The sequence below is a fragment of the Bacillus mycoides genome, assembly GCF_018742245.1.
GTDB lineage: Bacteria > Bacillota > Bacilli > Bacillales > Bacillaceae_G > Bacillus_A > Bacillus_A cereus_U.
Map to the genome: position 1 here is coordinate 3,429,683 of NZ_CP036132.1, position 25,686 is coordinate 3,455,368.

A 25,686-nucleotide genomic window follows, 5' to 3' on the forward strand; every position below is an offset into this window, starting at 1 on the left:
TTATTGATTTCTGAATCTACTGTAAGCAGTAACACAATAAAGTCCAATAATTGATTTTATTTTCACCAAATCTACAACAAACTTCTCATACTTCCCTAATGTGCCATACGTTTCCCTACAATATATAGGTAATGCCTCCCTCACATATTTATTTCGCACCATATTTCTTACGTATTCATACCTCTTATTGAAACTTACATTTTCACATGGTGTAAAATAAATATGTATATAGGACATTACACTATTTATAAATTTTATTGATTTTAGTTGGTTCATCCTTACATTGTCAATTTTATCAGTATATATATTGGGTAGTTCCATTGTATACACTTCCACTGCTCTCTTAAAATAGTCTTTTTCTGATATGTTTTTAGTTGCACTGCCCACTACTTCCCTATAATGATATCCTGTGTAATCTATATATTTCGCGCTTGTTGCATTGCTAAAAAATTGAATATTAAACATTCCATCTTCTCCTAATACAACCTTCTCTGGAAACTTCACACTTTCTTCTTTTATTAGGTCATTCCTATATATTTTATTACAAACAGTATTTAAATTATCTTCCTTAAGGAAGTACGGTAGTAAGTCTTGCTCTATATAATCTGTTTGTAAAACAATATCTACTGGAAATGAATATTTTGTAATTATTTTATGCCCTTCTATCTCCCACTTAAAATTTGATATAACTACATCACAATTACTTTGTTTTGCTGAATTATATAATATTTCATACATATCTGGTTCTATATAATCATCAGCATCAACAAATCCAATATATTCTCCGATAGCAATCTGTAAACCTTTATTTCTTGCAATACTCACTCCTTGATTTTTTTGATTTACAAGTTTTATTCTATTATCTAATTTTTGATACCTCTCAAGAATTTGCCGACTAGTATCCTTTGAACCATCATTTACAAAGATAAACTCACATTCTTGAAGTGTCTGACTTAAAAGTGATTCTATACATTGAGTAATATATTTTTCTGCATTGTAAACAGGGATTATAACGCTTACTTTTTTAATCATATCTATATTACTCCTTTACTAACGAATTCCTAAATTTTAGTTATAATTTTTGTCTCTTTCATGAACACCTAGATTAATTCTTTTTTTAGTGTTCTATCACCTCATACAACTTATCCAATTCATAACTGTTGGAATAATCTGTTTCACTACAATTATTAGTTAATTCTTTTCTCATAAAAGAATCCTTATACAGTTTTTCAATTCCATTTGCTATTCCGTCAATAGACAATTCTATAATATATCCATCAAACCCATTTCTCACCTGACTTTTTGCTGTTGTATAATTCGTTATCATAACTGGCTTTGAGAGTATCTGAGCTTCTCCTACTGTAACAGCTTTCCCTTCGTACCTAGACGGTTGTACATATAAATCAGCTTCTTTCATATATGGATATGGATTCGTTTGTTTTCCTAATAATATAAAATCAGCTTCCAGTTTCAAATTTTTTATTAAGTCTTTGATCATCACTTCATCTCCACCATATCCAACTACATACCAAGCAATATCATCATATCCTTTATCTTTTAACATTTTTAAAGCACTGACAGCATTGTCAATTCCTTTTGCATGAGACAATCTGGCTACTGTGATAATTTTAAATCTGTTATCCTTAGTCATTGGATTTTCTATATCTTCATTAGCCATTTTTCTAATAAACTCTGGGGAAGTAATATTTTCTATTACAACAACCTTATTTTCTAATTCACTATATTTTTTTAAAAATGAATTTTTGCATGCTTCTGATACAGCAACAATATGATCAAATTTTTTCCACATTTTAAAATCCATATGTAAATCTGGCTCTATTGTGGAATAATCTGTATGAATCCATGCTATTTTCTTTTTAGCCCTAATTTTATCGGCTATAAAATAATGCGGCCACAAATAACTAATGGCCACGTCATATTCCTTATCTACTTTCGGAAGAAATGGTAAAGCATACTGCCACATTAATTGCATCTGATAATACCCTGGTTCTGTTATTCTTTTTGTTCTTCCTGTAAAATCAGCATTTATTTTAGATACAATTCTTGTTAATCCGATACTGTATTGTTTATCTTTAAAGATTTCACCTATTGATTTTCTAAAAGTTGTATACTGCGAAATTTCGTCTAATAAGTTTACTTTATTAGTAACTAAATCCATAAAATCACCTTTGTGCCTATATAACATCAAATCAACACCATAGTTTTTGTAATCAAAGTTATCAAGCATACTTATTAAGCTTCTTTCTACTCCTCCAACTTCCATGTCAAAAGAGGCTATTAATACATTTTTCATTTTCGCCTCCTAAATTCTTGAAACTATTTTTCTAATTCTAGCTATATTTTCTCCACCTATAACTTTAGATACTATTATCTTTATGTTACTTTTAAATCTCGCTTTAGGTGGTAACCAACTCTTATAAAAATGATGTATAGCATATGTGTTTTTAGTTATAAATTTTCTACAATTGATATAATCATATGGTGAAAAATATGTTTGCGGATAAAAGGCACCTATACCTTCTATTTCCTGATATTCTCCATTTATTTTTAAACCTATGTCTTTTAATATCTCTGTTATCATAGCTACATTGGTCAAATCATCATAGCTTCCATCTTCATTTATAAAATTTTTCTCTTTATATAAATCTAAAAACATTTTTATAAGTTGATTTTCTTTAGCGGCCCCTATTGTACTCGTAGCTATATAATTTTCTTGTTCAAACCCCCAAAAAGAATCATGATACAATAAAACATCGAAAGATTTGAATACTTCAACATCTGTGTCTAAGTAAATTCCACCGAAGTTATATAATGCATGTACTCGCACATAATCACTAACAAACGCAAACTTTCCTGATTTATAAGCCTCTTGCACATATGGATTATTATTTATATCAAAATTTTTTTCATTCCATTCTATTAGTTCATATTCCGATAAATTCTTTTTCCAGCTATCTATACACTTTTTGACTATGTCAGGTTTTTCTTTTCCACCGAACCAACAGTAATGTATTATACGTGGTATTTTCATAACATTTGTCAACATTATTCACCTTCATTAATTATTTATAGGTTAAAAAAATTACTCTTATAAATAATTCCAAGAGTAATTACATGTTCATAAATAAAATAAATAAAATAAAACACCAATATCAAATAATAGATAATTTTCCGATCTTTTTCAGTAAAAAGCTTTACAACCCACGAAATTAATATTAGTTGATAGAGTCCAAAATAAATCGAAAACCTTGCGAAAATCCAATTCTGCGTTGAAATGAGCATAAAAACAGAACCTAACAAGGCCATATTTACAATATAATCACTCTTCGGAAAAATCTCTCTTAATTTTTCTCTACCACGGTAAGCAAGTATAAGTGGGATAGAGTCCACTACAACCCTAAGTATATTAGCACCCCCTTCATGAAAATTCTTATATTCACCATATTGTGTATCTTCTATAGCCGCAAAGAATAACGTTGAAAATTGATTAAATCCAATTACAATTATTACAGCAAAAACAAGAAGGATACATGTCATTGCTGACCAAGATTTCCTTCGAACTAAAAAATATATTGGAATTAGAACAAGCGCACTTTGATGAAATGCTGATGCAAAAAGTATTATTAAAACGTATTTTTTCCAACTACCATCAAAAATATATTTTATAGCAGCAAAGCTAATAGCTGCAGCTAAATACTGCCTTATTCCATTCATGGAGACTAAATACATGCCAGATGTTATATATACATAAAGACTTATCTCAATTAATCTTGAATATTTATATAAGGTGAATACAATTAATAAATTTGTTATTAGGGCTGTAATAAAAACCATAGCCTGAGGATCATCCGTGTATCCCTTTAAAATCATTTGAAAAATATTGAATCCCATGTCTTTATTATTTTGGATGTATTCCCAATTAAATTCAGTAACATTATATGCATGCATATAAAAATAAGTATCCCCAATATTATTTCGAAGCCCCGCCACCAACACAAGAGATAAAGCCGCCATTAAAACCAACATCCTATTTGGCTTTATCAATATAAGACTATTAGTCACTGGTATAGCAAAATACCTTGCAAAAAATGCGAGTATGAATACGATAAAAAGATTCATCCAAAGTATAGTCATTATTATGTCCTCTCATTTACTTACTAAGTAAATCCCTATATATTTACTTCCATTCTTGTTTTCATTGTAATGTAACTATAAAGAATAATCCCCAATGGTAATGCGCAAATCGTCAGACCTTTGCATGGCGACTCTTGTATAAATCTTTTATTTCTCGCTATGAAGCTGCTGGATACATAATGTACAGCTTGCCTATACTTGAATACTCGATTAGTAAATGGTAATTTCATAAGTTCCTTACGATAAAAAGCAAAACCTCTTGGGTTTTTACGATATTGATTTAGCATATTCATTGATGAACCGTCAGGCATGTATTCAACATAGCAAAGTGCTTCGTTCATTAGTAACATCTCATATTGTTGATCTAACATATAGTATTTATATGCTAATCCTACATATTTTTCATTTTTAAAAATTGGGTATGGATATTTCTTAGTCAATTCTGTGCGATAGACCAATTTTTTATCACCTGTAACACCATGTTTGTTGTAAAGATCAAAAAGCGTGGAGTATTTAAGGTCCTCTGGTAACTTTGAGCCAATTATTTGCCCATTTATATACAAGTCCAGTCCAATTATTCCACTAACTTCATCATTCCCATAACTATTCCAAAAAGAAAGGATTTTTTCTACAGCATCATCTGGCATGTAATCATCAGAATCAATACAAACGTTTAACTCCGTATCAATCATTTCATAGGCTGTATTATGAGCACCATGCATCCCTTGATTTTGTTGCCAATGATACATAATTTTGATATGTTTTTCAGCAATCCAGCTATCCACCAATTCTTTTGTGTTATCACTAGATCCATCATCTATTATTAACCATACAAAACCCTTACATGTTTGACGTTTTAAACTCTCATAACAATTTTGAAGACAATACGCTCTATTATAAGTAGGGGTGAAAATCGTTAAATTCTCCAAATTACTCACCTCGAAAGTACGGAATAAAAATCTTGGGTTAATTCTGCCGTATGCTTAATATCGTATCCTTTTTCTAATAATAATTGAGCTGATATATTCCTCGAGAAATTACTAGTTTCTAATTTTTTCATTTTTTCTATCCAAGCCACTTTATCCGTTAGAGGCAAATGTTCAATTAAATTCATTCCCAAATCCACTTCTTTCGTAATAGTATCCGATATGATACAAGGTAAACCAACCCCTTGCGCTTCTACAAGTGTGACTGGTAATCCCTCATGAATAGATGGAAAAACAAATGCATCAAATGCTTGAAGTATACGTTCTATATCACCTCGTACCCCAAGAAATCTTATATTCTTCTCTATATTCAAATCTTTTACTTTTTTTTCAATTTCCATGCGAAGCGGCCCTTCACCAGCTAATAACAGTATTGAATTTGGCCGAAATTGAGTTAACTGAGCAAATAAATCTATAAGATAGGTATGATTTTTTTGATAAGCGAATCTTCCGACATGACCTATAACAAAAGCTTCCTGTTCAATTTGTAATTCCTTTCTTACTTGTTTTCTTATTTCAGGACGGAACAAAAATCTATCACAATCAATTCCATTTTTTAAGATTTTGGCTGTATCAGCTTTATCTGCAAATAACCATCTCGCAGCAGCATTTGAACATGCTAACAAATGTGTTGCACATGTAGATATAGATTTTCCTGCATGCCATTTATAGATTTTTGCCGCAATTCCTCCCTCACTACTAGTATTATGACTGTGAGCAATCCTAACCGATATTCCCGCCTTCTTAGCAGAACGAAGTACAAATCCGCTCATTTTATCCATGTGTGAATGTACAATTCTATATTCTTGATGAGAGGTAAAGAAAGTATCCAGTGCTTTTATATATCCTCTATGTCCAACGTTTGTGATATATGGAATTCTATGAATTGCCCCGCCTAACTTTACTATTTCTTCATCAAACACTCCTTCTTTACATGTTAAAAAATCAAATTGAACTTTGGAACGATCTATATTGCGATATAAATTCATAATTAGCGTTTCGGCGCCGCCTCTATTCATATTTACGACTACGTGTAATACTCTTAATGGAGTACCCACCTTAACTCCTCCATTTCACCCATGAATGTTGTATAAATTTCTTGTTTCTCTTTTAACACTTCATTGACTGAATATTGATTTTTAATACTAGTACATCCATACTGCCCCATCTGAGCTAATACTTTAGGATTTATAGAAATACCCTTTATCCTGTCAGCCATGGCTTTTATATCATCACGATCTACAATCCAACCATTTTTATTATTAATAATCAATTCCCTATGTCCCCGGTTATCAGTAGCTACAACCGGAAGTCCACAAGCCATGGCCTCCATAATATTAACTGGCAAACCCTCCCTGTAACTGGATGCAACCGCAAGATCACACATCTGTAGTAAGGAAGCTATATCATTTCTGTAACCGAGAAAATGAACCATGTTAGTCACTCCTAGTTGAGTAGCTATTTTTTTACACTCTTCTATTAACGGACCTTCTCCAGCCAGCAAAAGCTTCGCATGTGGCATTTCATTTTTCAATTGTGCTAATACACGGATTAAAAAGCTTTGATTTTTATTCTTATTAAATTCAGCAGCATAAAACATTAAAAAATCTTGTGATTTATAGCCACATTGTAGCTTTAATTCTCGTTTCTCAATTTCAGTTACAGAAGTAAACCGTTGTACATCTATTCCTACACCGTGAACTAGCTTAATATCTTTCACTGGAAAGCGATGTTTAACTGCTAAATCATAATCTTCTTGGTTAATTGTTATTAAGCAATCCGTATGAGAAGCTAGAATTCTTTCAATCGGATAATAGAGTAACCAATTCATATACGGTGACCCTTTACAAAAGTGAAATCCATGTGCTGTATATACGACTTTCGTTCCTTGCTTCCTTGATTTCCGAGCAGCTAAACGCGCAATTACTCCTCCCATGGGCGTATGACAATGAATAATGTTATATTTATTTTTATCAATAATCGACATTAACTTTTTGTATGCATGAAAATTTTGTAATCTAATAGGTGATCTTTGAAAAGGGATATTGTATTTTTGATTGACATATGGAAGTTCCATGTTGCCATTCGCTGCAACATGCACTTCCCATCCCTGCTCTGCGAACCATTTCATATACGGTAAATGAAACGCCTTAAAATGATAATCCACAGTTGCACAAAACAGAACTTTTTTAGACATCATTCCCACGCACCCGTCTTATTTTATTCTTATTAAACTCACACACTATTATCCTGATACTGGAATTAACATTTTCAAAGGTTTGCGATGATTAACTAAATATAATAATCTATCTCGTAATTCTGTTTCATTCAAATTTATATATATAGAAACAAATTCTTCTATCTCTTCTATACGAACATTCATTTCTTGTCCTACGTAAATCCTCGGATGAATTTGCTTTTCATTCATTTCATCTTCTTTTAGTAATTCTTCAAAAAGTTTCTCCCCTGGACGTATACCAGTAAATTCTATTCCTATTTCATCTACAGAATTTCCTGATAATCGAATAAGATTTTTGGCAAGGTCGACAATTTTCACTGGTTCTCCCATGTCTAAAACAAAAATCTCTCCACCTTTAGCTAAAGCACCAGCTTGCACTACGAGTCTTGATGCTTCCGGGATTGTCATAAAATACCGAACCATATCAGGATGAGTAACTGTAACTGGTCCACCATTTTGAATTTGCTTCTTAAATAAAGGTATAACACTCCCTCTACTTCCTAAGACATTCCCAAAGCGTACAGTAACAAATTTTGTATGACTTAATTTATCTTTATTTTGAATAACCATCTCCGCCAATTTTTTCGTTGCTCCCATAACACTCGTCGGATTCACTGCTTTATCCGAAGAAATCATGACAAATGTTCCCACTCCATGCGCTCTCGCTGCCTCTGCTATATTCATAGTCCCAATCAAATTATTTTTAACAGCCTCTTCAGGATTATTCTCCATTAGTGGTACATGTTTATGTGCAGCTGCATGATATACAACATTCGGAAGATGTTTGCTCATAATTAATTGCATCTTCTTTTCATCTTGTATATCTGCGATTTCAGGAATAAACGTGCCTTTCATATCTCCATATTTTCTGTTTAATTCCATTTCTATAGAATAAATACTGTTCTCCCCATGCCCTAGTAAAATCAACTTTTTTGGCCTGAATTTTGCAATTTGTCTACAAATTTCCGAACCAATCGAACCTCCTGCACCAGTAACTAAAATGACTTTGTCAGTTATATAATCTGAAATAACATCCACATCAAGTTCTACAGGATCGCGCCCTAATAAATCTTCTACTTGAACATCCCTGAATTCATTCACCGAAACTTTACCCGTTACTAAGTCTTCTAACATCGGAAGAATTTGAGTTTTCACTTCTGTTTTTAAACATCTTTTCAAAATAACATTTTGCTCTCTTTTGTTTAATGAAGGAATTGCTAAAATTATTATTTCAATATTCAGTTTTTTAACAACGTACTCAATTTGATTAATACCACCAATTACTGGAATACCCCAAATATCAAGGTTATGTTTTTTTACATTATCATCCATAAATGCGACTGGTATTAATTCGGCAGCACTATTCTTTAACAACTGTCTTGCAACCATTGTCCCAGCTGAACCAGCACCAACAATTAAAGTTCTTTTTTTGTCACCATTTTTCACATAATAAGTATCTCTATACATTCTCCATATAAAACGCGAACCACCAATTAATAAAATATGAATCATCCAAGTTACAACTAACAATCGAAAATACATTTTTTGCATGATTAGTTGTTGCACAACCGCTGTAGTGATAATAGAAAATGTAACAACTTTGCATATAATGAGTAGTTCACCTATACTTGCGTATTCCCAAGCTTTTTTGTATAACTTATAAACAAAAGCAAACAAATGATGACTTAATAATAAAGTGATAGAACTAATAACTGATGATAAAGTGATAACACTGAAGCTAGCATTTACAAAGAAATAACTAAAAAAAATTGCACCTAATACAATCAGTGAATCCATTAAAAGCAATAGCGATATCCTCCGTCGATACGTCATATTACTTCCCCCTTTAATCAATTCCTTACATAACTCTTCCCAATTTATTTCAAAAATAAAGTTTGTAGCTATATTCTCTTTACTAAAAACACATAGCTACAAACTTTAATAAAAATGGGCATCTAACCCTCCCTCACATTACGCTCTTGATGACTCGCATCTAAGGTTGTTTTCACACCCCACAGCATAATCGAGTGCCTCCATTGATAGCGGTAAGGAGACATCACCACATCGTAGTCCTTTTTTAAAAAAATTCTTTATAAAGAACATCTTTATATACAAATTTTGAATTTTTTCCCTAAAGTACATTTATATTATTCATACTTTTCCATTCAAAATCGCACCTAACATCCTACTTTTCGTAAAACTTAACGCCCTTTTCGTTTCAAGCGCATCTTCGTTCACAGTATGATTATAACGTATCACCAATAATACACCTTCACATTTATCAGCCAATACACTTGTATCCGTTACCTCTAATACAGGAGAAGAATCAAATAATATGATATCATACCGTTCCATTGCCTTTTGAACTAACATATCCATTGCACTCGAACTAAGCACTTCAGATGGATTAAATGGTACTGGTCCGCTAGTTAATACATCCAGCCTTCCCAGCTCTGTTTTTTTCACTGCCCCCTCTAAAGTTATTTTTCCGTTCAGTATATCAGTTAATCCAATTGTATTTTCCACTCCAAACATTTCATGAATAATCGGCGTTCGTAAATTTGCATCGACCACCAATACTTTCTCACCTTTTTGTGCCATCGAAGCTGCTAAATTAACTGTAATAGTTGATTTCCCTTCACCATACCTTGGAGAAGTAATAACTATAGTTCTATTTTTATGAATAGACGCGGATAATTGGAGATTTGTTCGAATCGAACGATACTGCTCTGAAATTTTCGATCTTGGAGCGGTATGTACAATTATACTTTCTCCTTTAACTTTATTTGTTTTTCGTCTATTTTTGTAACCCACTCCGTTTCCTCCTTCAATGACAACGTATTCTTTTCACTATATTTGTCTTTCTTATTTTTCTTACTCATTTTAGAAATTCCACCTAAAACCGGGATATCTAATAATTGCTCAATGCGTCTTTCCGTTTTGATTGTCTCATCGAGAGAGTCCAATAAAAAAATAAAACCGATACTTAGCACCATACCTATCAGGAATGTAATTGCAATCGTCTTAGTGTGATTTACATTGATAGGCATTGAATGTTTTTGAACCGGATCTTCTGGTAATATACTCACATTATTAAAATTCAATATATTAGCTACTTCTTTCTTATAAACAGTTGCAGTAGTATTTGCAATTTTATGCGCAAGCAGAGGATCCGTATCTACCACATTAATCCTTATTATTTGGGAACCTTGTACACTTTCTGTACTTATTTGTCCACTTAATGCACCTACGGATCTATTAATATTCAATTCAGCGGCTACTTTTTCTAATATTACAGGCTCATTTACCATTGCTTTCAGTGTATTCATAGTTTCAGCGTTAGCTTGGACAATAAGTCTTGCCGAGGAGGCATATAATGGCGTTTTTACATACATACTATAAATCGCTCCTCCTAATGTTGTAAAAGTTGTAAATAATAGAATTATCCAAATTTTCTTCCGTATAATAGTAAATAGATTTTTCAAATTTATTTCCTTATCCATAACTTTCCCCCTCATTTAAAACCAATGAGCTTCAACTTGAAATTGGCATCTAAAACTTAAGAAAAAATAATATCTTCATTCTTTTAAATATACAAACATTTCTAGTTAATGCCATTTTAGTTCTTTATACAGAACGCGTCAACACAAATTATTTTCACTAAATTACTTCCTGATGACACTAAAAACATTACGACAACATTCGTGTTTTTTCACTGTAGATAAATGACGAAAAAGCCCTAATACCGTAGTATTAGGGCTTTTTTCTATCTTAGTATAGAGACATATATTGATCGCGTTCCCATTGGTGAACTTGCGTGCGGAAAATGTCCCACTCAATCTCTTTCGCTTCGATGAAGTGCTCAAGTAAATGATCTCCTAGTGCACCGCATACTACTTCATTAGATTGTAATGTAACTAATGCTTGCGCTAATGTTGCTGGTAAGTCAACAATACCCGCTTCTTCGCGCTCTTCTTTTGTCATTACATAAATGTTACGGTCTACTGCAGCTGGTGGAGTTAATTTGTTTTTAATTCCGTCAAGACCTGCTGCTAATAATGTAGCCATTACTAAATATGGGTTTGCAGCTGGGTCAACACTACGTACTTCTACGCGTGTACTAATTCCACGAGATGCAGGGATACGTACTAATGGGCTACGGTTTTGTGCAGACCATGCTACGTAACAAGGAGCTTCGTATCCAGGTACTAAACGTTTGTAAGAGTTTACAGTTGGGTTTGCTACCGCTGTAAATGCTGGTGCATGTTTTAAAATACCCGCGATGAAGTGACGAGCATCATCACTTAATTGTAAGTCTCCGTTTTGATCGAAGAATACGTTCTCACCATTTTTAAATAATGATAAGTTACAGTGCATACCTGAACCGTTCACACCGTATAATGGTTTCGGCATAAATGTTGCATGTAAGCCATGTTTACGAGCAATTGTTTTTACAACAAGTTTGAATGTTTGAATGTCATCACATGAGCGAATTGCATTTGCATATTTAAAGTCAATTTCGTGTTGACCTGGTGCAACCTCATGGTGAGACGCTTCAATTTCAAAGCCCATTTCTTCAAGTTCAAGAACGATATCACGACGACAGTTTTCCCCTAAATCCATCGGCGCAAGGTCGAAGTATCCACCGTTATCGTTTAATTCTAATGTTGGATTTCCTTTTTCATCAACTTTAAATAGGAAGAATTCTGGCTCTGGTCCAAGATTGAAATCTGAGAATCCTAATGCTTCCATTTCTTTTAACACACGCTTTAAGTTGTTACGTGGGTCGCCATCAAATGGATCACCAGCTGCAGTGTAAATATCACAGATCAAACGAGCTACTTTACCTTTTTCAGCTGTCCAAGGGAAAATTACCCAAGTATCTAAATCTGGATATAAATACATATCAGATTCTTCAATACGTACGAAACCTTCGATAGAAGATCCATCAAACATCATTTTGTTATCAAGAGCTTTTGTTAATTGGCTCACTGGAATTTCTACGTTTTTAATTACTCCTAAAAGGTCCGTAAATTGTAAACGGATATACTTTACATTCTCTTCTTTCGCCAAACGGAAAATATCTTCTCTTGTGTACCTAGCCATTATAAATTCCTCCTTAGTCCCTCTAAACACCTTCAGAATCAGTTATCTTTAGTGAAAAAATCTTGAAATATCACCTTGTCGCAATGAAGTTCGATTAAATCTACCTGTATGCTGTAGTTCATCTCGAAGTATTTTGCGAAGCTCAGTTTTCGAAATTTCTTTCGTTTCTTCTTTTACTTTCACTGCTTCTGTTTGATTTTCTTTCATTTGCAATACTTGTTTAATTCCGGCCATATTTAAGCCTTGATCTAACAAATCTTTAATTTCCAACAATTTATCTACATCGTTAAATGAAAATAATCTACGATTCCCTTTTGTACGGGTTGGAAAAATAAGATTATGCTCTTCATAGTAGCGAATTTGACGTGCAGATAATTGTGTTAAATCCATTACTATACCAATAGGAAACAGCGGGGCAGAACGTCTATCTTCTTTCATTGTTTCAGTTCCTCCTTCGCCTTAACTGCTTCTCATTTTATACCACGTTATGTTTAGTGTCAATAGATGTTAGCTTTTCTTACATGGTTTTTTTATAATTTTTTTCATTCTTTTTTCTAATGGCACAAATCATTACTTTCACACGAAAAAAAGCTGTCGAAATCGACAGCTTCCCTTTAAGAAATTGTTAATAGATTTTTTTCAATTAACGCATCAATTGCAGAACAAATCGCAATTTTCACATGAGAATACGTCAATCCACCTTGTACGTATGCAACATATGGAGGACGAATCGGACCATCCGCAGATAATTCGATACTTGCGCCTTGAATAAATGTCCCAGCAGCCATAATTACATCATCTTCATATCCCGGCATATAGTTTGCATACGGAGTGAAATGAGAATTAATTGGAGATGCATATTGAATCGCTTGACAGAATGCAATCATACGATCTTTATCGTCAAATTGAACAGATTGAATTAAATCCGTTCTTGGTGCATTCCATGCCGGTGATGTATTCATCCCTAATTTCTCTAAAAATGCCGCCGTAAAAATAGCACCTTTCAGCGCTTGACCCGCAACATGCGGCGCTAAGAAGAAACCTTGATACATTTCTTGCAGACTGTATAAAGATGCCCCTGCTTCCGCACCAATCCCTGGAGATGTTAGACGATATGCACACGCTTCAACATACTGTTCTTTACCGACAATGTAACCACCCGTTTTAACAATTCCCCCGCCAGGATTCTTAATAAGAGAACCTGCCATTAAGTCCGCACCAACATGACATGGCTCGTTTTCTTCAATAAATTCGCCATAGCAGTTATCTACAAATACAATAACATCAGGTTTAATCTCTTTAACAAACGCAATCATCTCTTTAATTTGTGAAACTGTAAACGACGGACGAGTAGCATATCCTTTTGAACGTTGAATACCAATCATCTTCGTGTTACTACGGATCGCAGCTGCAACAGCTTCAAAGTCCACAAATCCCTCTTCAGTTAACGGAACTGCGTTATAACCAATATTATATTCTTTAAATGAGCCTACACCTTTTCCGCGCACACCAACGATTTCTTCTAACGTATCATACGGTTTCCCCGTTATGTATAGTAACTCATCTCCCGGACGTAAAATACCAAATAAAGCTGTTGAAATTGCATGAGTACCCGAAATAATTTGAGGACGAACAAGACCCGCTTCCGCTCCAAATACATCCGCATACACTTTCTCTAACGTGTCACGACCAATATCATCATACCCATAACCTGTCGTCGGAATAAAATGCGAATCACTAATTTTATGTTTACGAAAACTTTCTAGCACACGAAATTGATTACTCTCAATTACTTCATCCACACGTTTATGCACTTCTATAATTTGACTTTCTACTTCTTTTACGATTGGAGCAATTTTTTCTCCATTTTTCAAACGATCAAACATTATTATTTTCTCCTTCTTCCACTAAAAATCTCTTTAATTGCCCATTAAGCGATGAATGAGCAAATATATATCCTGTACAATCATATACAAATTTATCTTCTAGAAACTCCATTTTAGTTAATAACGTTTCCGTCTTTAAAAGCGTTAACAACCTACCTTCACTCGGAGGAATTTCCACTTGATAATCATCCATTTCTTCCTTCATCTTCATTTCTATCGCTTCTTTTATACGCAGTAAATCACTTTCTTCAAAAGCACTAGTCATTAAGAAATCACTTTTCGGAAATGGAATGAAGTTTTGATGCAATTTATCTTTTTTATTATATAACGTAATAATAGGAATATGATTAATTTCAAGGTCTGACAATAATTGTTTTACTGTCTGCTCATGCCCTACATAATTAGGATCTGCTGAATCAACAACATGTAAAATAACATCCGCTTCCCCAGCTTCTTCTAATGTAGATCGAAAAGCAGCGATTAGTGACGTAGGTAAATCTTGTATAAAACCAACCGTATCAGTCAAAAGCACTGTATAACCAGAAGGTAACGGCATTTTCCTTGTTGTCGGATCTAGCGTTGCAAACAATAAGTTTTCTTCAAACGTATCAGCTTCCGTTAATCTATTAAACAACGTAGATTTCCCTGCATTTGTATACCCAATTAACGAAATTTGAAATACTTTATTATCTTTCCTTCTCTCACGATATCTTTTCCGATGTTCTACAACAACCGCAAGTTGCTTCTTTATTTCATCAATACGTGATCGAATATGACGACGGTCCGTTTCGAGCTTCGTCTCTCCCGGCCCTCTCGTACCAATTCCACCACCAAGACGTGATAAAGACAAACCTTGCCCCATAAGGCGCGGCATTGTATATTGCAACTGAGCTAACTCTACTTGAAGCTTACCCTCTCTCGATTTCGCACGTTGCGCAAAAATATCTAGTATTAACTGCGTTCGATCAATCACTCTCGCATCTAATACTGAAGATAAATTCCGAATTTGACTTGGTGTTAACTCATTATTAAAAACAATAACAGCCGGCTCTAACTCTTCCGTCATCGCAGCAAGCTCTTCTAGTTTACCTTTTCCTATATAAGTTGCAGGATGAAACTTCGGACGCTTTTGCGTCGTTGATACTAACACTTCCGCTCGCGCAGTCTTTGCTAGCGATGCCAGTTCTTTCATGGAATGCATAAATTTTTCATCATCATCTTGCGACAATTGACAGCCAACTAATATGACTTTTTCTTTTTCTCCCATCAAATATGTTCACTCATCCTTTTCGAAATTTAAACCTTCTAATATAATAGCAGAGGAAGCATATTTCATCTAGTTAGCGGGGGAGAAAATTCATGGCATGGGAGATTTTTAGCATCATAGGCACAATCGCCTTCGCACTAAGCGGAGCCATTGTTGCAATGGAAGAAGATTATGATATTTTCGGGGTATATATTTTAGGAATGGCAACCGCATTTGGGGGAGGTGCCCTTCGTAATTTATTAATCGGTTATCCAATCGTCGCATTTTGGCAACAAGACATGTTATTCCAAATCGCACTATTATCAATGACGATTATTTTTCTTTTTCCAAATAAATTAATTAGACATTGGAAAAAGTGGGAAAACATCACGGACGCCATCGGTTTATCAGCATTCGCTGTACAAGGAGCACTATATGCTCAAAAACTAGATTTACCAATCAGCGCTACAATCGTAGCTGCTGTTTTAACAGGCATCGGCGGCGGTATTATTCGCGACCTTTTAGCTCGCAGAAAACCTCTTGTCCTTCGAGCTGACGTATATGCGTTTTGGACGATTTTAGCAGGGTTCTTAATTGGCGCTAAAATTATCGTTAGCGATTGGGCTCTATACACCTTATTCATTTTAATTGTTTGCTTCCGCATGATTTCTATTCATTACAAATGGCATTTACCGCATAGACGTATTGATACAAAGGAACGTTCAATGCATAAATAGCGCTCTAACCTCTTTACATATCGTAAAGAGGTTTTTCTTTTCTAACGAGTTTTTCTTTACATAATGTTCATACTAACTTTTAAAGCGAGGTGAATACAAATGACAAACCATGTTAATAAAGGTGCTCAAAAAAGCTCAGTAGACCAAATTACACACGATCCTAATTCAGCACACGAAAAAAGCGCTAAAATGGAACGCTTCCATAAATCTTACCAAGAAAAAGCGAAAAAAGAGTAACGTACTTATACATCAAAAAACAGACGCACAGTTTACGTACTGTGCGTCTCCTCTTCAAGCATCAAATCCATACTTGATATCCCAATTAAATCATATTTATCATACGTATCCTCTTGTAACAATCGCATAGCTTGTGTTCGAATTGATTTTTCAACAATATTCCGTACGTATCGCCCATTACTAAACGATGTAATTTGTGACGAATACTTTACCGCGTGTAAATGGTCTCTAAATTTCCACTCTGCTTCTTTCGACAACTGATATTCACGTTCTTCATACATTCTCTTTCCAATTTCCAACAACTGATTTACCGAGTAATCCGCAAATTCAATAATAAACGGAAAACGAGATTGTAATCCTGGGTTTAATGAAAGAAAATGATTCATCTCTCTTGAATATCCAGCTAAAATTAATACAAAACCGTGCTGCTTATCTTCCATATGCTTCACAAGTGTATCAATAGCTTCCTTCCCAAAATCCTTCTCTCCACCCCGCGCTAATGAATACGCCTCATCAATAAATAAAATCCCTCCCATAGCCTTCTTTATTAAATCCCTTGTCTTTTGTGCTGTATGTCCGATATACTCACCTACAAGATCAGCACGTTCAGCTTCAACTAAATGCCCCTTCGATAAAATATTCATCTCAAACAACAATTTCCCTATCATTCTAGCAACGGTTGTCTTCCCAGTACCCGGATTCCCCCTAAATAACATGTGAAGCACTTGCTTCTCAGACTTCAATCCCACCTCTTGCCTTTTTTTATTTACATAAATCCAAGCATAAATTTCTTTTATTATCTTTTTTATATCATCCATCCCAACAAGTTTTCCCATCTCTTCTTCAATTCTCTGCAACATCTCATGTTTAGTAGTGGTTTCACTTGAAATTACCGTTTTATTTTCTGATGCCGGTAACGAAATTTTCTTTCGATGGTTTAATACAATATTAATTTGATTGTTATTTTTCTTACGCATCGATTGTTCCATACAATCACCTCATTTTATCCACTCACCAAATATTATTATTCCAGTCCCTCTTGCAAATGCCTATTTTCAGAAAAGTTTGCTATAATATAAGAAATAATCAAGGTGGTGGGACTATGGAAACAACGGAATTCCATGATACAATACAAGCCTTTTCTATTTTTTTATTGAATAAAGGCCGAAAGTCTTCAACCATTAAACGTTATGTTTATGACATTGAAGATTTTGGACATTGGTTAGAAAAAAACAAAAAGCTCCCTTCCAGTAATATATGGGCAACACTTTGTACAAAAGACTATGAAGATTACTTTTCAGACTTAAAAAAGAATCGACACTACTCTGAGAAAACAATGCATCGTGTATTTATTGTATTAAATAGAATGCATCATTTTCTTAACATTCCAAATCCATTAAAGAATATGGAAATTACTATTCAACCAAACCGCGCATTGCGTAATGAAGATTTCATTTCATCCGATGAAGAAAAAAGATTAAAGCATATAGTCACTTCATTAGAAGGACTTTCAGAAAAACAACGTCCTGTTCGTCCGTTATTAATGGATCGTAATATTGCCATTTTAAGTCTATTAATCGACTACGGACTATCCTTACAAGAACTTACAGCATTAACTATGCATCACGTTCATTTTGAAACTAATACACTTTCTATTCCAGCAACCGCAGGAGTAGAAAGAACAATCCCCTTAGCAACCGAAGACAAAAAACAACTGTACACATATTATAAAAGTATTCCAGAACCAGTTCGTCCTAAATACCATAGTAATGACCCGTTGTTTGTTGCATTCGATTTTAACCGCGGAACATACAGATGGGTATATGAAAACGACGCACCAAAAGCACTAACAGAAATCGCTATTCAAAAAATGATCCGACTTGAAGTAGCAAGAGCGAATTTACGTAAAGGCATTTCTGGACAGCATTTCCGGAACACGTTTATTTTACGCCTAATAAAAAAACAAACCCCAGAGCCAGAGATCATAAAATTAGTTGGCTTCAAATCAAAAATTTCACTAAAACGGTATTATCAATATGCTGAAAATAAAAAAAACGCCCTATAATAAGGCGTTTTTTTATTTTTTTCTCGAAACAATACATTTCACTATGACCATTTAACTACTCCCTGCATCTACTATGATGAGTTTCGTTCACATTCTTATTAGAAAGGAGAGATTTAATGTCTCGCTTTAACGACAATCAAAATAAATACTCCAATCCATGCTTTCCAACTAGCGCTGGACGCATTCCAACTACCCCAACGATTCCAATTACTAAAGCGCAAATTAGAACATTCCGCGCAATCATTAACGATTTAATAAAAATAATCCCTAAACTTTTCGCCAATCCATCTCCCAAAAACATAGAGGATCTAATAGATACATTGCACCTACTAAGCAAATTCATTTGTTCACTAGACACTACTTCCGCTCTGAAAGCGCAAGGATTAGCCATCATTAAAAACTTAATAACTATATTAAAAAATCCAACATTTGTAGCAAGCGCTGTATTTATTGAACTTCAAAACCTAATTAATTATATACTATACATTACAAAGCTATTCCGAATTGACCCTTGTACACTCCAAGAACTCCTTAAATTAATTGCAGAGTTACAAACTACTCTAGTTAATTCAGCTTCGTTCGGCAGAGGACCTACTGGACCTACTGGACCTACTGGACCTCAAGGTAATACGGGCGCTACTGGTTCCACTGGTCCTCAAGGTGTTCAAGGTAACACGGGTGCTACTGGACCTCAAGGCGTTCAAGGTAACACAGGTGCTACTGGTTCCACTGGTCCTAGAGGTAACACAGGCGCTACTGGTTCCACTGGTCCTAGAGGTAACACAGGCGCTACTGGTTCCACTGGTCCTAGAGGTAACACAGGCGCTACTGGTTCCACTGGTCCTCAAGGCGTTCAAGGTAACACAGGTGCTACTGGTTCCACTGGTCCTCAAGGTGCGCAAGGTAACACAGGTGCTACTGGTTCCACTGGTCCTAGAGGTAACACAGGCGCTACTGGTTCCACTGGTCCTAGAGGTAACACGGGCGCTACTGGTTCCACTGGACCTCAAGGTGTTCAAGGTAACACAGGTGCTACTGGTTCCACTGGTCCTCAAGGTGTTCAAGGTAACACAGGTGCTACTGGTTCCACTGGCCCTCAAGGTGTTCAAGGTAACACGGGCGCTACTGGTTCCACTGGTCCTCAAGGTGCTCAAGGTAACACGGGTGCTACTGGTTCCACTGGTCCTCAAGGTGTTCAAGGTAACACGGGTGCTACTGGACCTCAAGGTGTTCAAGGTAACACGGGTGCTACTGGACCTCAAGGTGTTCAAGGTAACACGGGTGCTACTGGACCTCAAGGTGCTCAAGGTAACACGGGTGCTACCGGACCTCAAGGTGCTCAAGGTAACACAGGTGCTACTGGTTCCACTGGTCCTCAAGGTGTTCAAGGTAACACGGGTGCCACTGGTTCCACTGGTCCTCAAGGTGTTCAAGGTAACACGGGTGCCACTGGTTCCACTGGTCCTCAAGGTGTTCAAGGTAACACAGGTGCTACTGGTTCCACTGGACCTCAAGGTGTTCAAGGTAACACGGGTGCCACTGGTTCCACTGGACCTCAAGGTGCTCAAGGTAACACGGGTGCTACCGGACCTCAAGGTGCTCAAGGTAACACGGGTGCTACTGGACCTCAAGGTGTTCAAGGACCAACGGGTGCTACTGGTATAGGAGTTACCGGACCTACTGGACCTAGCTTCCCAGTAGCGACAATCGTTGTAACAAACAACATCCAACAAACTGTACTCCAATTTAACAACTTCATTTTTCATACAGTATTTAACGCAAACAATATTATCTTCAACGGCACAGATACAGTTACTGTTATCAACGCTGGTATTTATGTAATTAGCGTATCCATCTCTACAACTGCACCAGGATGTGCTCCGCTCGGAGTAGGAATTTCAATAAATGGAGCAGTCGCAATTGACAACTTCTCTTCAAATCTAATAGGCGACTCACTTTCATTTACTACAATTGAAACGTTAGCAGCTAGCACAAATATTTCTGTCAAATCTACCCTTAGCGAAATTACAATTCCCGAAACAGGCAACACTAACATCCGACTTACTGTATTTAGAATCGCTTAAATTTCACTATTTATTGTTTATGACAAATAAAAAAAAGAGCGAGAAACTCGCTCTTTTTTTGTTATGTACAATAATTCATTACTACTCTAATTCAATCGAAACATTTTTTTGTGGTACAAATGTAGAAATTGCATGTTTATAAATAAGCTGTTGCTTACCTTCTGTTTCCAGCAGGACTGTAAAATTATCAAATCCTTTAATTAATCCACGAAGCTGGAAACCATTTAATAAGTACAGCGTAACGAACGTATTCTCTTTACGGAGTTGATTTAAAAACTGATCTTGAATATTGATTGATTGCTTCATGTCGAATCCTCCTCTTTTTCTCTACTTACTATTATTCGACTTTAGTTGTAGCTTTCCTTCTATGTATCGTAAAATTTCTGACGTTTTTTCACCATCAGTAACATCGAACCACGCGACATCCATCTTATTACGGAACCACGTTAATTGACGTTTTGCATAACGGCGTGAATTCGTCTTTAATTGTGATACCGCTTCTTCTAAAGATACACGATTCTCAAAATAATCATATATCTCTTTATAACCAATCGCTTGAATAGATTGACAATCTCGCACTCCTCTTTCATGTAGACCTTTTACTTCTTCTAATAAACCTTGTTCAATCATTAGGTTAACACGTAAGTTAATGCGATCGTATAGCATTTCTCGATCCATTGTCAAGCCAACTAATGAAACATCGTACAGTAACTCACTTTCTTGTTTTTCGAGCTGGTTACTCATTTTTTCACCCGTCGTGTGAAAAATTTCTAACGCCCGAATAACACGCCTTACATTATTGGCATGAATACGCTCCGCACTTTCTGGATCTACTTCTTGCAACTTTTTATGTATATATTCCACACCGCGTTCTAATGCTAATTTTCCCATCTGTTCTCGGTATGTAGCGTCCCCAGCCTCATCTGTAAACTGGTAATCGAATAGAACAGATTGTATATAGAGACCGGTTCCACCAACAATAATTGGTAATTTCCCGCGCTCAGTAATTTCTCGAATGCACTTACGGACACGTTCTTGAAATTCCGCCACAGAAAATGAATCTTCCGGATCTTTTATATCAATCATATAATGCGGAATTCCGTCCATCTCATCTGTCGTCACCTTTGCAGTCCCGATATCCATCGTACGATAAATTTGCATGGAATCACCACTAATAATCTCACCATTCAACGCTTTTGCAAGATCGATACTTAATTTCGTCTTCCCGACAGCAGTTGGCCCAATGATGACAGCAACTTTTTCACGTTGCACTTCTCCCATATCATTCAACTCTCTTTATGTAATATACTCCATCTATTGATTATACCCAATCTTACCAATTTTAACGGCATGATTGCAAGTTCTTTGAATCTAGTACATGAAATTATACATAAAAAAAGAGCATAGCTTGTCCAATTCTGCATATACATGATAAAAAATAGCTCGGGAGAGGGTGCAGTGACTATGAAACAAGCGACTATCGATTTTCCATTATTAATAAAAGACCTTATTTTAGCTACCGCTACAAAAGAACAAAATTGTTCACAAGAAGAATTATATTTCGCACTAAATTGTTTACTACGTTCCTTTCATTCTACTCTTCAAGAAACAGCGTTACATCCAGAAAATAAAAATACAGAGTATATGCAAACTCAATTTTGCACCGCGTATAAAATTATTACAGGTAAAACAATTTACCCTTTTCAATAATTCTTATATAAAAAAAGCGGCCGCTTAGACATTTTCAAGCAGCCGTTTTTTATTTTAATAAATTATTTTATAACTTTCACTTTAACGGATTTACGACCCCAACTATCAGCAGTGCCATCTGACCCAACTAAAACGTCAATACGGTTTCCTTTAATCGCGCCACCAGTATCTCCAGCAATTGCTTCTCCATATCCCTCCACCCACACTTTTGATCCAAGAGGAATTACTTTCGGATCAACAGCAATAACCTTCATATTTGGATTCGCTGTTAAATCATGCCCCATCGCAGTTAACACACGACCACCATATGTGCCATTTTCACTCGGATTGGCTGTGTAAGCTGTCGCTTCTACTGTTATTTCACGGCCACCAGCAGGTGCACTTGTTTCAGTAGATTTCGCCACTGGCTTAGCTGCTGGCTTAGCTTGTGCTACTGGTTTACTTGATGCTCCACTTTTAACAGATTCTTTTCCGTTAACTGCCGTATCATTTTTAGCCGGAGTTTTCTCCTTAACTGATGTATCATTTTTAACCGCCGTTTTCTCCTTAGTTGGCGCTTCATCTTGAGCTGGAACTTCTTTTCTTTCAATAACAGGTGCTGTACCTGTTAAAAATGGTACGTGAACATACGCCGCTTTCCCACCATATTCGAATTGTAACCATTCGTTTTGTACTTGATTTGTCGTTTCAATCAAGTCATCTTTTTTAAGCGTGCCAAGAATTTCTGAATCAGTATTCGCTCCAGCACGAACGTTTAATACGTTTGCTGTTACATAATAAGAACTTTTCGTAAACTCAGCACTTACAAACGCTTCTTTGCCATCTAATTTAATTTTGGACCATCCGTTTTCTGTATTTATAACATCTAATTTATTTCCACTTAACATTTTACCTACAAGATTTGATTCTACAGTTGGGTTTTCTCTAACGTTTAATACATCTGTCGTTACAATCGTTTCCGCTTTAGCAGAACCTGCAAAAATCCCAAGACCAAAAACTGCTGCTGTTGCTATACCTAATAATTTTTTCATGAATAGCCTCCATTTGCTTTGTTTTCGTGTTCTCATTATAGCAACAGTTTTTTGTAGAATTTCGAAAATCACACAATTACAAAGCATTCGTAATAAACGATTAATGATTTGTAACATAAATTTCCATATTAAAGAATTGTATTTCCACCAAAATTAGCAATAGTTTTCATATATTTCTCACACATTAGTATAAGAATTTTTTTCCAGAAAAAATTACAGTATTACTTTTTTGTTACAAAAAAATCACTTTTCATTACATCTTTTACCAAAATCCATCATAATCCAATTATTTAATTACTTTTTGTAACGAAAAAGGAACAACTCCTATTAGCTGTCCCTTTTTATCTTTTATTTAACTTTCTTCTTCCAAACACCTATCATAATAGCTGAAACAATCGTCCCAATTAATATAGAGAAAATATATAGCAACGGTTTATTCACTAATGCAATAACAAACAATCCACCATGCGGTGCCGGCAATGTAATTTGGAATAACATAGATAAGGCACCCGCGATACTTGAACCAACAACACAACTTACAATTACACGTACCGGATCAGCAGCGGCAAATGGAATAGCACCTTCTGTAATAAACGACGCTCCCATAATATAATTTGTTAAACCAGATTTACGTTCCGCTTCTGTAAATTTTGTTTTAAAGAATGTAGTTGCTAATGCAATCGCAAGTGGCGGTACCATACCACCAGCCATAACAGCAGAGTGCACTCCAAAATTCTTTGCTTCTATTGCAGCAATACCAAATGTAAATGCAGCTTTATTAATTGGACCCCCCATATCAATTGCCATCATACCACCTAGAATAAGGCCTAATAATATAGCATTCGTACCACTCAAACCATTTAACCATCCTGTTAACATTTCATTTAATGCTACTACAGGCGGATTTACTACTTTTTGCATAACAACTCCTGTAATCAACAATCCAAAGACTGGATATAACAACACAGGTTTAATTCCTTCTAACTGTACTGGTAATCCTGAAAATAATCTTTTCAATCCTAAAACAACATATCCAGCTAAGAAACCAGCAATTAATCCACCTAAAAATCCCGCATTCGCTTGTGCTGCTAAAAACCCACCTACAACACCAGGCATAAAACCAGGTCGATCAGCAATAGAACTCGCGATAAATCCAGCTAAAATTGGTACAAGGAATAAAAACGCACCTGTTTTTCCTCCTCCAATAGACATGAACAATTCAGCTAAAGGTCCTTCTGCCTTAATACCACCAACCGAAAACGCTAGCGCAATTAAAATTCCACCACCAACAACGAACGGCAGCATATTACTTACACCGCTCATTAAATGCTTATAAATTCCCAGCCCTTTTTCTTTCTCTACACTTTCTGCCTCCCCATCCTTTTTTACACCCTTAAAGATTGGTGCATCTTGTTTTACAGCTCGATTAAGAAGGATTTCAGTTTTTCTAATGCCATCAGCAACCGGCACTTGAATGACATGTTTTCCAGCAAAACGGTTCATTTCTACTTGTTTATCTGCCGCAACAATAATCGCTGTTGCGCGTTCAATGTCCTCTTTCGTTAAACCGTTCTTTATACCTGTTGATCCGTTCGTTTCAACTTTAATGGCTATACCTAACTCTGCTGCTTTTGCTTTTAAACTATCCGCAGCCATATATGTGTGAGCGATACCAGTTGGGCAAGCTGTAACAGCTAATACGTATGGTTCATTCCCTTCTGGCTTTGCTACTTCAACTTCTTCTTTTTCATTCTCTTTTTCATCAAATAAACGAAGAAGTTCCTCTTCATCCTTTGCTTCTAATAATTGTTTACGAAAACCTTCATCCATTAATAATGTAGATAGACGCGACAACGTTTCTAAATGAGTATTATTCGCCCCTTCACTTGCAGCAATCATAAAGAATAAATGTGCAGGCTGTCCATCAAGCGACTCATAGTTGATACCGCTTACACTTCTACCAAAACAAATCGATGGTTGTTTAACGGCATTCGTCTTCGCATGAGGTATAGCAATACCTTCACCAATTCCTGTTGTACTTTGTGACTCTCGCTTTAAAATAGCTTCTTTAAATTCAGCTTTATTATTTAAACGATTAGCACCATTTAATTTTTCAACTAATTCATCTATGACAGCTTCTTTATTTGAAGCTGTCATATTCATAATGACTGTATCCCTTTTTAATAGTTCTGTAATTTTCATAT

Annotated in this window: 24 protein-coding genes; 5 read left to right on the forward strand and 19 right to left on the reverse strand. The window is 35.4% G+C overall.

What is annotated here, in order from left to right:
• From EXW56_RS17490 to hflX, 14 genes are all read right to left on the reverse strand, one after another.
• Nucleotides 1–1,032 (reverse strand): glycosyltransferase, encoded by a 1,032-nt coding sequence (locus EXW56_RS17490; RefSeq protein WP_016100234.1) that lies wholly within the window; start codon nt 1,030–1,032, stop codon nt 1–3.
• Between the two features lie 85 nt (nt 1,033–1,117).
• On the reverse strand, nt 1,118–2,314 hold the full coding sequence (locus EXW56_RS17495) for a glycosyltransferase (protein WP_215557348.1): 1,197 nt from the start codon (nt 2,312–2,314) through the stop codon (nt 1,118–1,120).
• A 9-nt stretch (nt 2,315–2,323) separates the two neighbouring features.
• Entirely contained in the window at nt 2,324–3,067 is a 744-nt protein-coding gene (locus EXW56_RS17500) for a glycosyltransferase family 32 protein (protein WP_002160842.1), read from the reverse strand.
• A 20-nt stretch (nt 3,068–3,087) separates the two neighbouring features.
• A complete protein-coding gene (locus EXW56_RS17505; RefSeq protein WP_215557350.1) occupies nt 3,088–4,155 on the reverse strand; it encodes an EpsG family protein in 1,068 nt (355 codons plus the stop codon).
• Nucleotides 4,156–4,190: 35 nt separating this feature from the next.
• Complete coding sequence (locus tag EXW56_RS17510) at nt 4,191–5,084, reverse strand: glycosyltransferase family 2 protein (RefSeq protein WP_002111245.1); 894 nt, start codon at nt 5,082–5,084, stop codon at nt 4,191–4,193.
• Nucleotides 5,085–5,089: 5 nt separating this feature from the next.
• A complete protein-coding gene (locus EXW56_RS17515) occupies nt 5,090–6,199 on the reverse strand; it encodes a glycosyltransferase family 1 protein (RefSeq protein WP_215596818.1) in 1,110 nt (369 codons plus the stop codon).
• Nucleotides 6,184–7,341, reverse strand: a complete 1,158-nt coding sequence (locus tag EXW56_RS17520) for a glycosyltransferase family 4 protein (RefSeq protein WP_215596819.1) — start codon at nt 7,339–7,341, stop codon at nt 6,184–6,186. The genes EXW56_RS17515 and EXW56_RS17520 overlap by 16 nt, the downstream gene beginning before the upstream one ends.
• Before the next feature lie 45 nt (nt 7,342–7,386).
• Nucleotides 7,387–9,213, reverse strand: a complete 1,827-nt coding sequence (locus EXW56_RS17525) for a polysaccharide biosynthesis protein (RefSeq protein WP_215596820.1) — start codon at nt 9,211–9,213, stop codon at nt 7,387–7,389.
• A gap of 318 nt (nt 9,214–9,531) precedes the next feature.
• Nucleotides 9,532–10,194, reverse strand: coding sequence for a CpsD/CapB family tyrosine-protein kinase (locus tag EXW56_RS17530; protein WP_098988339.1), 663 nt, complete (start codon nt 10,192–10,194; stop codon nt 9,532–9,534).
• Entirely contained in the window at nt 10,143–10,883 is a 741-nt protein-coding gene (locus EXW56_RS17535) for a YveK family protein (RefSeq protein ID WP_002199607.1), read from the reverse strand. Before EXW56_RS17535 ends, EXW56_RS17530 begins: the two co-directional genes overlap by 52 nt.
• Nucleotides 10,884–11,151: 268 nt before the next feature.
• Nucleotides 11,152–12,486, reverse strand: a complete 1,335-nt coding sequence (glnA, locus tag EXW56_RS17540; RefSeq protein ID WP_002111253.1) for a type I glutamate--ammonia ligase — start codon at nt 12,484–12,486, stop codon at nt 11,152–11,154.
• Nucleotides 12,487–12,534: 48 nt separating this feature from the next.
• Nucleotides 12,535–12,924 (reverse strand): transcriptional repressor GlnR, encoded by a 390-nt coding sequence (glnR, locus tag EXW56_RS17545; protein WP_002111254.1) that lies wholly within the window; start codon nt 12,922–12,924, stop codon nt 12,535–12,537.
• Between the two features lie 176 nt (nt 12,925–13,100).
• A complete protein-coding gene (locus EXW56_RS17550; RefSeq protein ID WP_002111255.1) occupies nt 13,101–14,372 on the reverse strand; it encodes a methionine gamma-lyase family protein in 1,272 nt (423 codons plus the stop codon).
• Nucleotides 14,365–15,639, reverse strand: a complete 1,275-nt coding sequence (gene hflX, locus EXW56_RS17555) for a GTPase HflX (protein WP_141558692.1) — start codon at nt 15,637–15,639, stop codon at nt 14,365–14,367. The genes EXW56_RS17550 and hflX overlap by 8 nt, the downstream gene beginning before the upstream one ends.
• 92 nt (nt 15,640–15,731) lie before the next feature.
• Between hflX and EXW56_RS17560 the strand changes: the two genes are divergently transcribed.
• Together EXW56_RS17560 and EXW56_RS17565 are read left to right on the forward strand one after the other, a co-directional pair.
• Entirely contained in the window at nt 15,732–16,355 is a 624-nt protein-coding gene (locus tag EXW56_RS17560) for a trimeric intracellular cation channel family protein (RefSeq protein ID WP_002111257.1), read from the forward strand.
• A gap of 99 nt (nt 16,356–16,454) precedes the next feature.
• Nucleotides 16,455–16,592 (forward strand): hypothetical protein, encoded by a 138-nt coding sequence (locus EXW56_RS17565; RefSeq protein ID WP_002111258.1) that lies wholly within the window; start codon nt 16,455–16,457, stop codon nt 16,590–16,592.
• Between the two features lie 32 nt (nt 16,593–16,624).
• On the opposite strand, the gene spoVK is transcribed toward EXW56_RS17565, so the two are convergent.
• Nucleotides 16,625–17,581, reverse strand: a complete 957-nt coding sequence (gene spoVK, locus EXW56_RS17570) for a stage V sporulation protein K (RefSeq protein ID WP_002111259.1) — start codon at nt 17,579–17,581, stop codon at nt 16,625–16,627.
• Between the two features lie 113 nt (nt 17,582–17,694).
• Here spoVK and EXW56_RS17575 point away from each other — a divergent pair, with 113 nt between their 5' ends.
• A complete protein-coding gene (locus EXW56_RS17575; RefSeq protein WP_002111260.1) occupies nt 17,695–18,657 on the forward strand; it encodes a tyrosine-type recombinase/integrase in 963 nt (320 codons plus the stop codon).
• A 116-nt stretch (nt 18,658–18,773) separates the two neighbouring features.
• Nucleotides 18,774–20,741 (forward strand): Gly-Xaa-Xaa repeat protein, encoded by a 1,968-nt coding sequence (locus tag EXW56_RS17580; protein WP_215596821.1) that lies wholly within the window; start codon nt 18,774–18,776, stop codon nt 20,739–20,741.
• Between the two features lie 81 nt (nt 20,742–20,822).
• Here EXW56_RS17580 and hfq read toward each other — a convergent pair whose 3' ends face one another.
• On the reverse strand, nt 20,823–21,047 hold the full coding sequence (gene hfq, locus EXW56_RS17585; RefSeq protein WP_000813896.1) for an RNA chaperone Hfq: 225 nt from the start codon (nt 21,045–21,047) through the stop codon (nt 20,823–20,825).
• Between the two features lie 21 nt (nt 21,048–21,068).
• Nucleotides 21,069–22,022, reverse strand: a complete 954-nt coding sequence (gene miaA / locus EXW56_RS17590) for a tRNA (adenosine(37)-N6)-dimethylallyltransferase MiaA (protein WP_098988348.1) — start codon at nt 22,020–22,022, stop codon at nt 21,069–21,071.
• Between the two features lie 183 nt (nt 22,023–22,205).
• Here miaA and EXW56_RS17595 point away from each other — a divergent pair, with 183 nt between their 5' ends.
• Nucleotides 22,206–22,451, forward strand: coding sequence for a hypothetical protein (locus EXW56_RS17595; RefSeq protein WP_002199601.1), 246 nt, complete (start codon nt 22,206–22,208; stop codon nt 22,449–22,451).
• Between the two features lie 62 nt (nt 22,452–22,513).
• Here the strand turns inward: EXW56_RS17595 and entD are convergent, their stop codons facing one another.
• A complete protein-coding gene (gene entD / locus EXW56_RS17600) occupies nt 22,514–23,482 on the reverse strand; it encodes a cell wall-binding protein EntD (protein ID WP_199692794.1) in 969 nt (322 codons plus the stop codon).
• Nucleotides 23,483–23,830: 348 nt separating this feature from the next.
• Nucleotides 23,831–25,684, reverse strand: coding sequence for a PTS fructose transporter subunit IIABC (locus EXW56_RS17605; protein WP_002111267.1), 1,854 nt, complete (start codon nt 25,682–25,684; stop codon nt 23,831–23,833).
• Nucleotides 25,685–25,686 lie beyond the last annotated feature (2 nt).

Coding starts and splice junctions, on each gene's coding strand:
- EXW56_RS17490 (WP_016100234.1), bottom strand. CDS start 1,032: ATGATTAAAAAAGTAAGCGTTATAATCCCTGTTTACAATGCAGAAAAA.
- EXW56_RS17495 (WP_215557348.1), bottom strand. CDS start 2,314: ATGAAAAATGTATTAATAGCCTCTTTTGACATGGAAGTTGGAGGAGTA.
- EXW56_RS17500 (WP_002160842.1), bottom strand. CDS start 3,067: ATGTTGACAAATGTTATGAAAATACCACGTATAATACATTACTGTTGG.
- EXW56_RS17505 (WP_215557350.1), bottom strand. CDS start 4,155: ATGACTATACTTTGGATGAATCTTTTTATCGTATTCATACTCGCATTT.
- EXW56_RS17520 (WP_215596819.1), bottom strand. CDS start 7,341: ATGATGTCTAAAAAAGTTCTGTTTTGTGCAACTGTGGATTATCATTTT.
- EXW56_RS17525 (WP_215596820.1), bottom strand. CDS start 9,213: ATGACGTATCGACGGAGGATATCGCTATTGCTTTTAATGGATTCACTG.
- EXW56_RS17535 (WP_002199607.1), bottom strand. CDS start 10,883: ATGGATAAGGAAATAAATTTGAAAAATCTATTTACTATTATACGGAAG.
- glnA (WP_002111253.1), bottom strand. CDS start 12,486: ATGGCTAGGTACACAAGAGAAGATATTTTCCGTTTGGCGAAAGAAGAG.
- glnR (WP_002111254.1), bottom strand. CDS start 12,924: ATGAAAGAAGATAGACGTTCTGCCCCGCTGTTTCCTATTGGTATAGTA.
- EXW56_RS17550 (WP_002111255.1), bottom strand. CDS start 14,372: ATGTTTGATCGTTTGAAAAATGGAGAAAAAATTGCTCCAATCGTAAAA.
- hflX (WP_141558692.1), bottom strand. CDS start 15,639: ATGGGAGAAAAAGAAAAAGTCATATTAGTTGGCTGTCAATTGTCGCAA.
- EXW56_RS17560 (WP_002111257.1), top strand. CDS start 15,732: ATGGCATGGGAGATTTTTAGCATCATAGGCACAATCGCCTTCGCACTA.
- EXW56_RS17565 (WP_002111258.1), top strand. CDS start 16,455: ATGACAAACCATGTTAATAAAGGTGCTCAAAAAAGCTCAGTAGACCAA.
- spoVK (WP_002111259.1), bottom strand. CDS start 17,581: ATGGAACAATCGATGCGTAAGAAAAATAACAATCAAATTAATATTGTA.
- EXW56_RS17575 (WP_002111260.1), top strand. CDS start 17,695: ATGGAAACAACGGAATTCCATGATACAATACAAGCCTTTTCTATTTTT.
- EXW56_RS17580 (WP_215596821.1), top strand. CDS start 18,774: ATGTCTCGCTTTAACGACAATCAAAATAAATACTCCAATCCATGCTTT.
- hfq (WP_000813896.1), bottom strand. CDS start 21,047: ATGAAGCAATCAATCAATATTCAAGATCAGTTTTTAAATCAACTCCGT.
- miaA (WP_098988348.1), bottom strand. CDS start 22,022: ATGGGAGAAGTGCAACGTGAAAAAGTTGCTGTCATCATTGGGCCAACT.
- EXW56_RS17595 (WP_002199601.1), top strand. CDS start 22,206: ATGAAACAAGCGACTATCGATTTTCCATTATTAATAAAAGACCTTATT.
- entD (WP_199692794.1), bottom strand. CDS start 23,482: ATGAAAAAATTATTAGGTATAGCAACAGCAGCAGTTTTTGGTCTTGGG.
- EXW56_RS17605 (WP_002111267.1), bottom strand. CDS start 25,684: ATGAAAATTACAGAACTATTAAAAAGGGATACAGTCATTATGAATATG.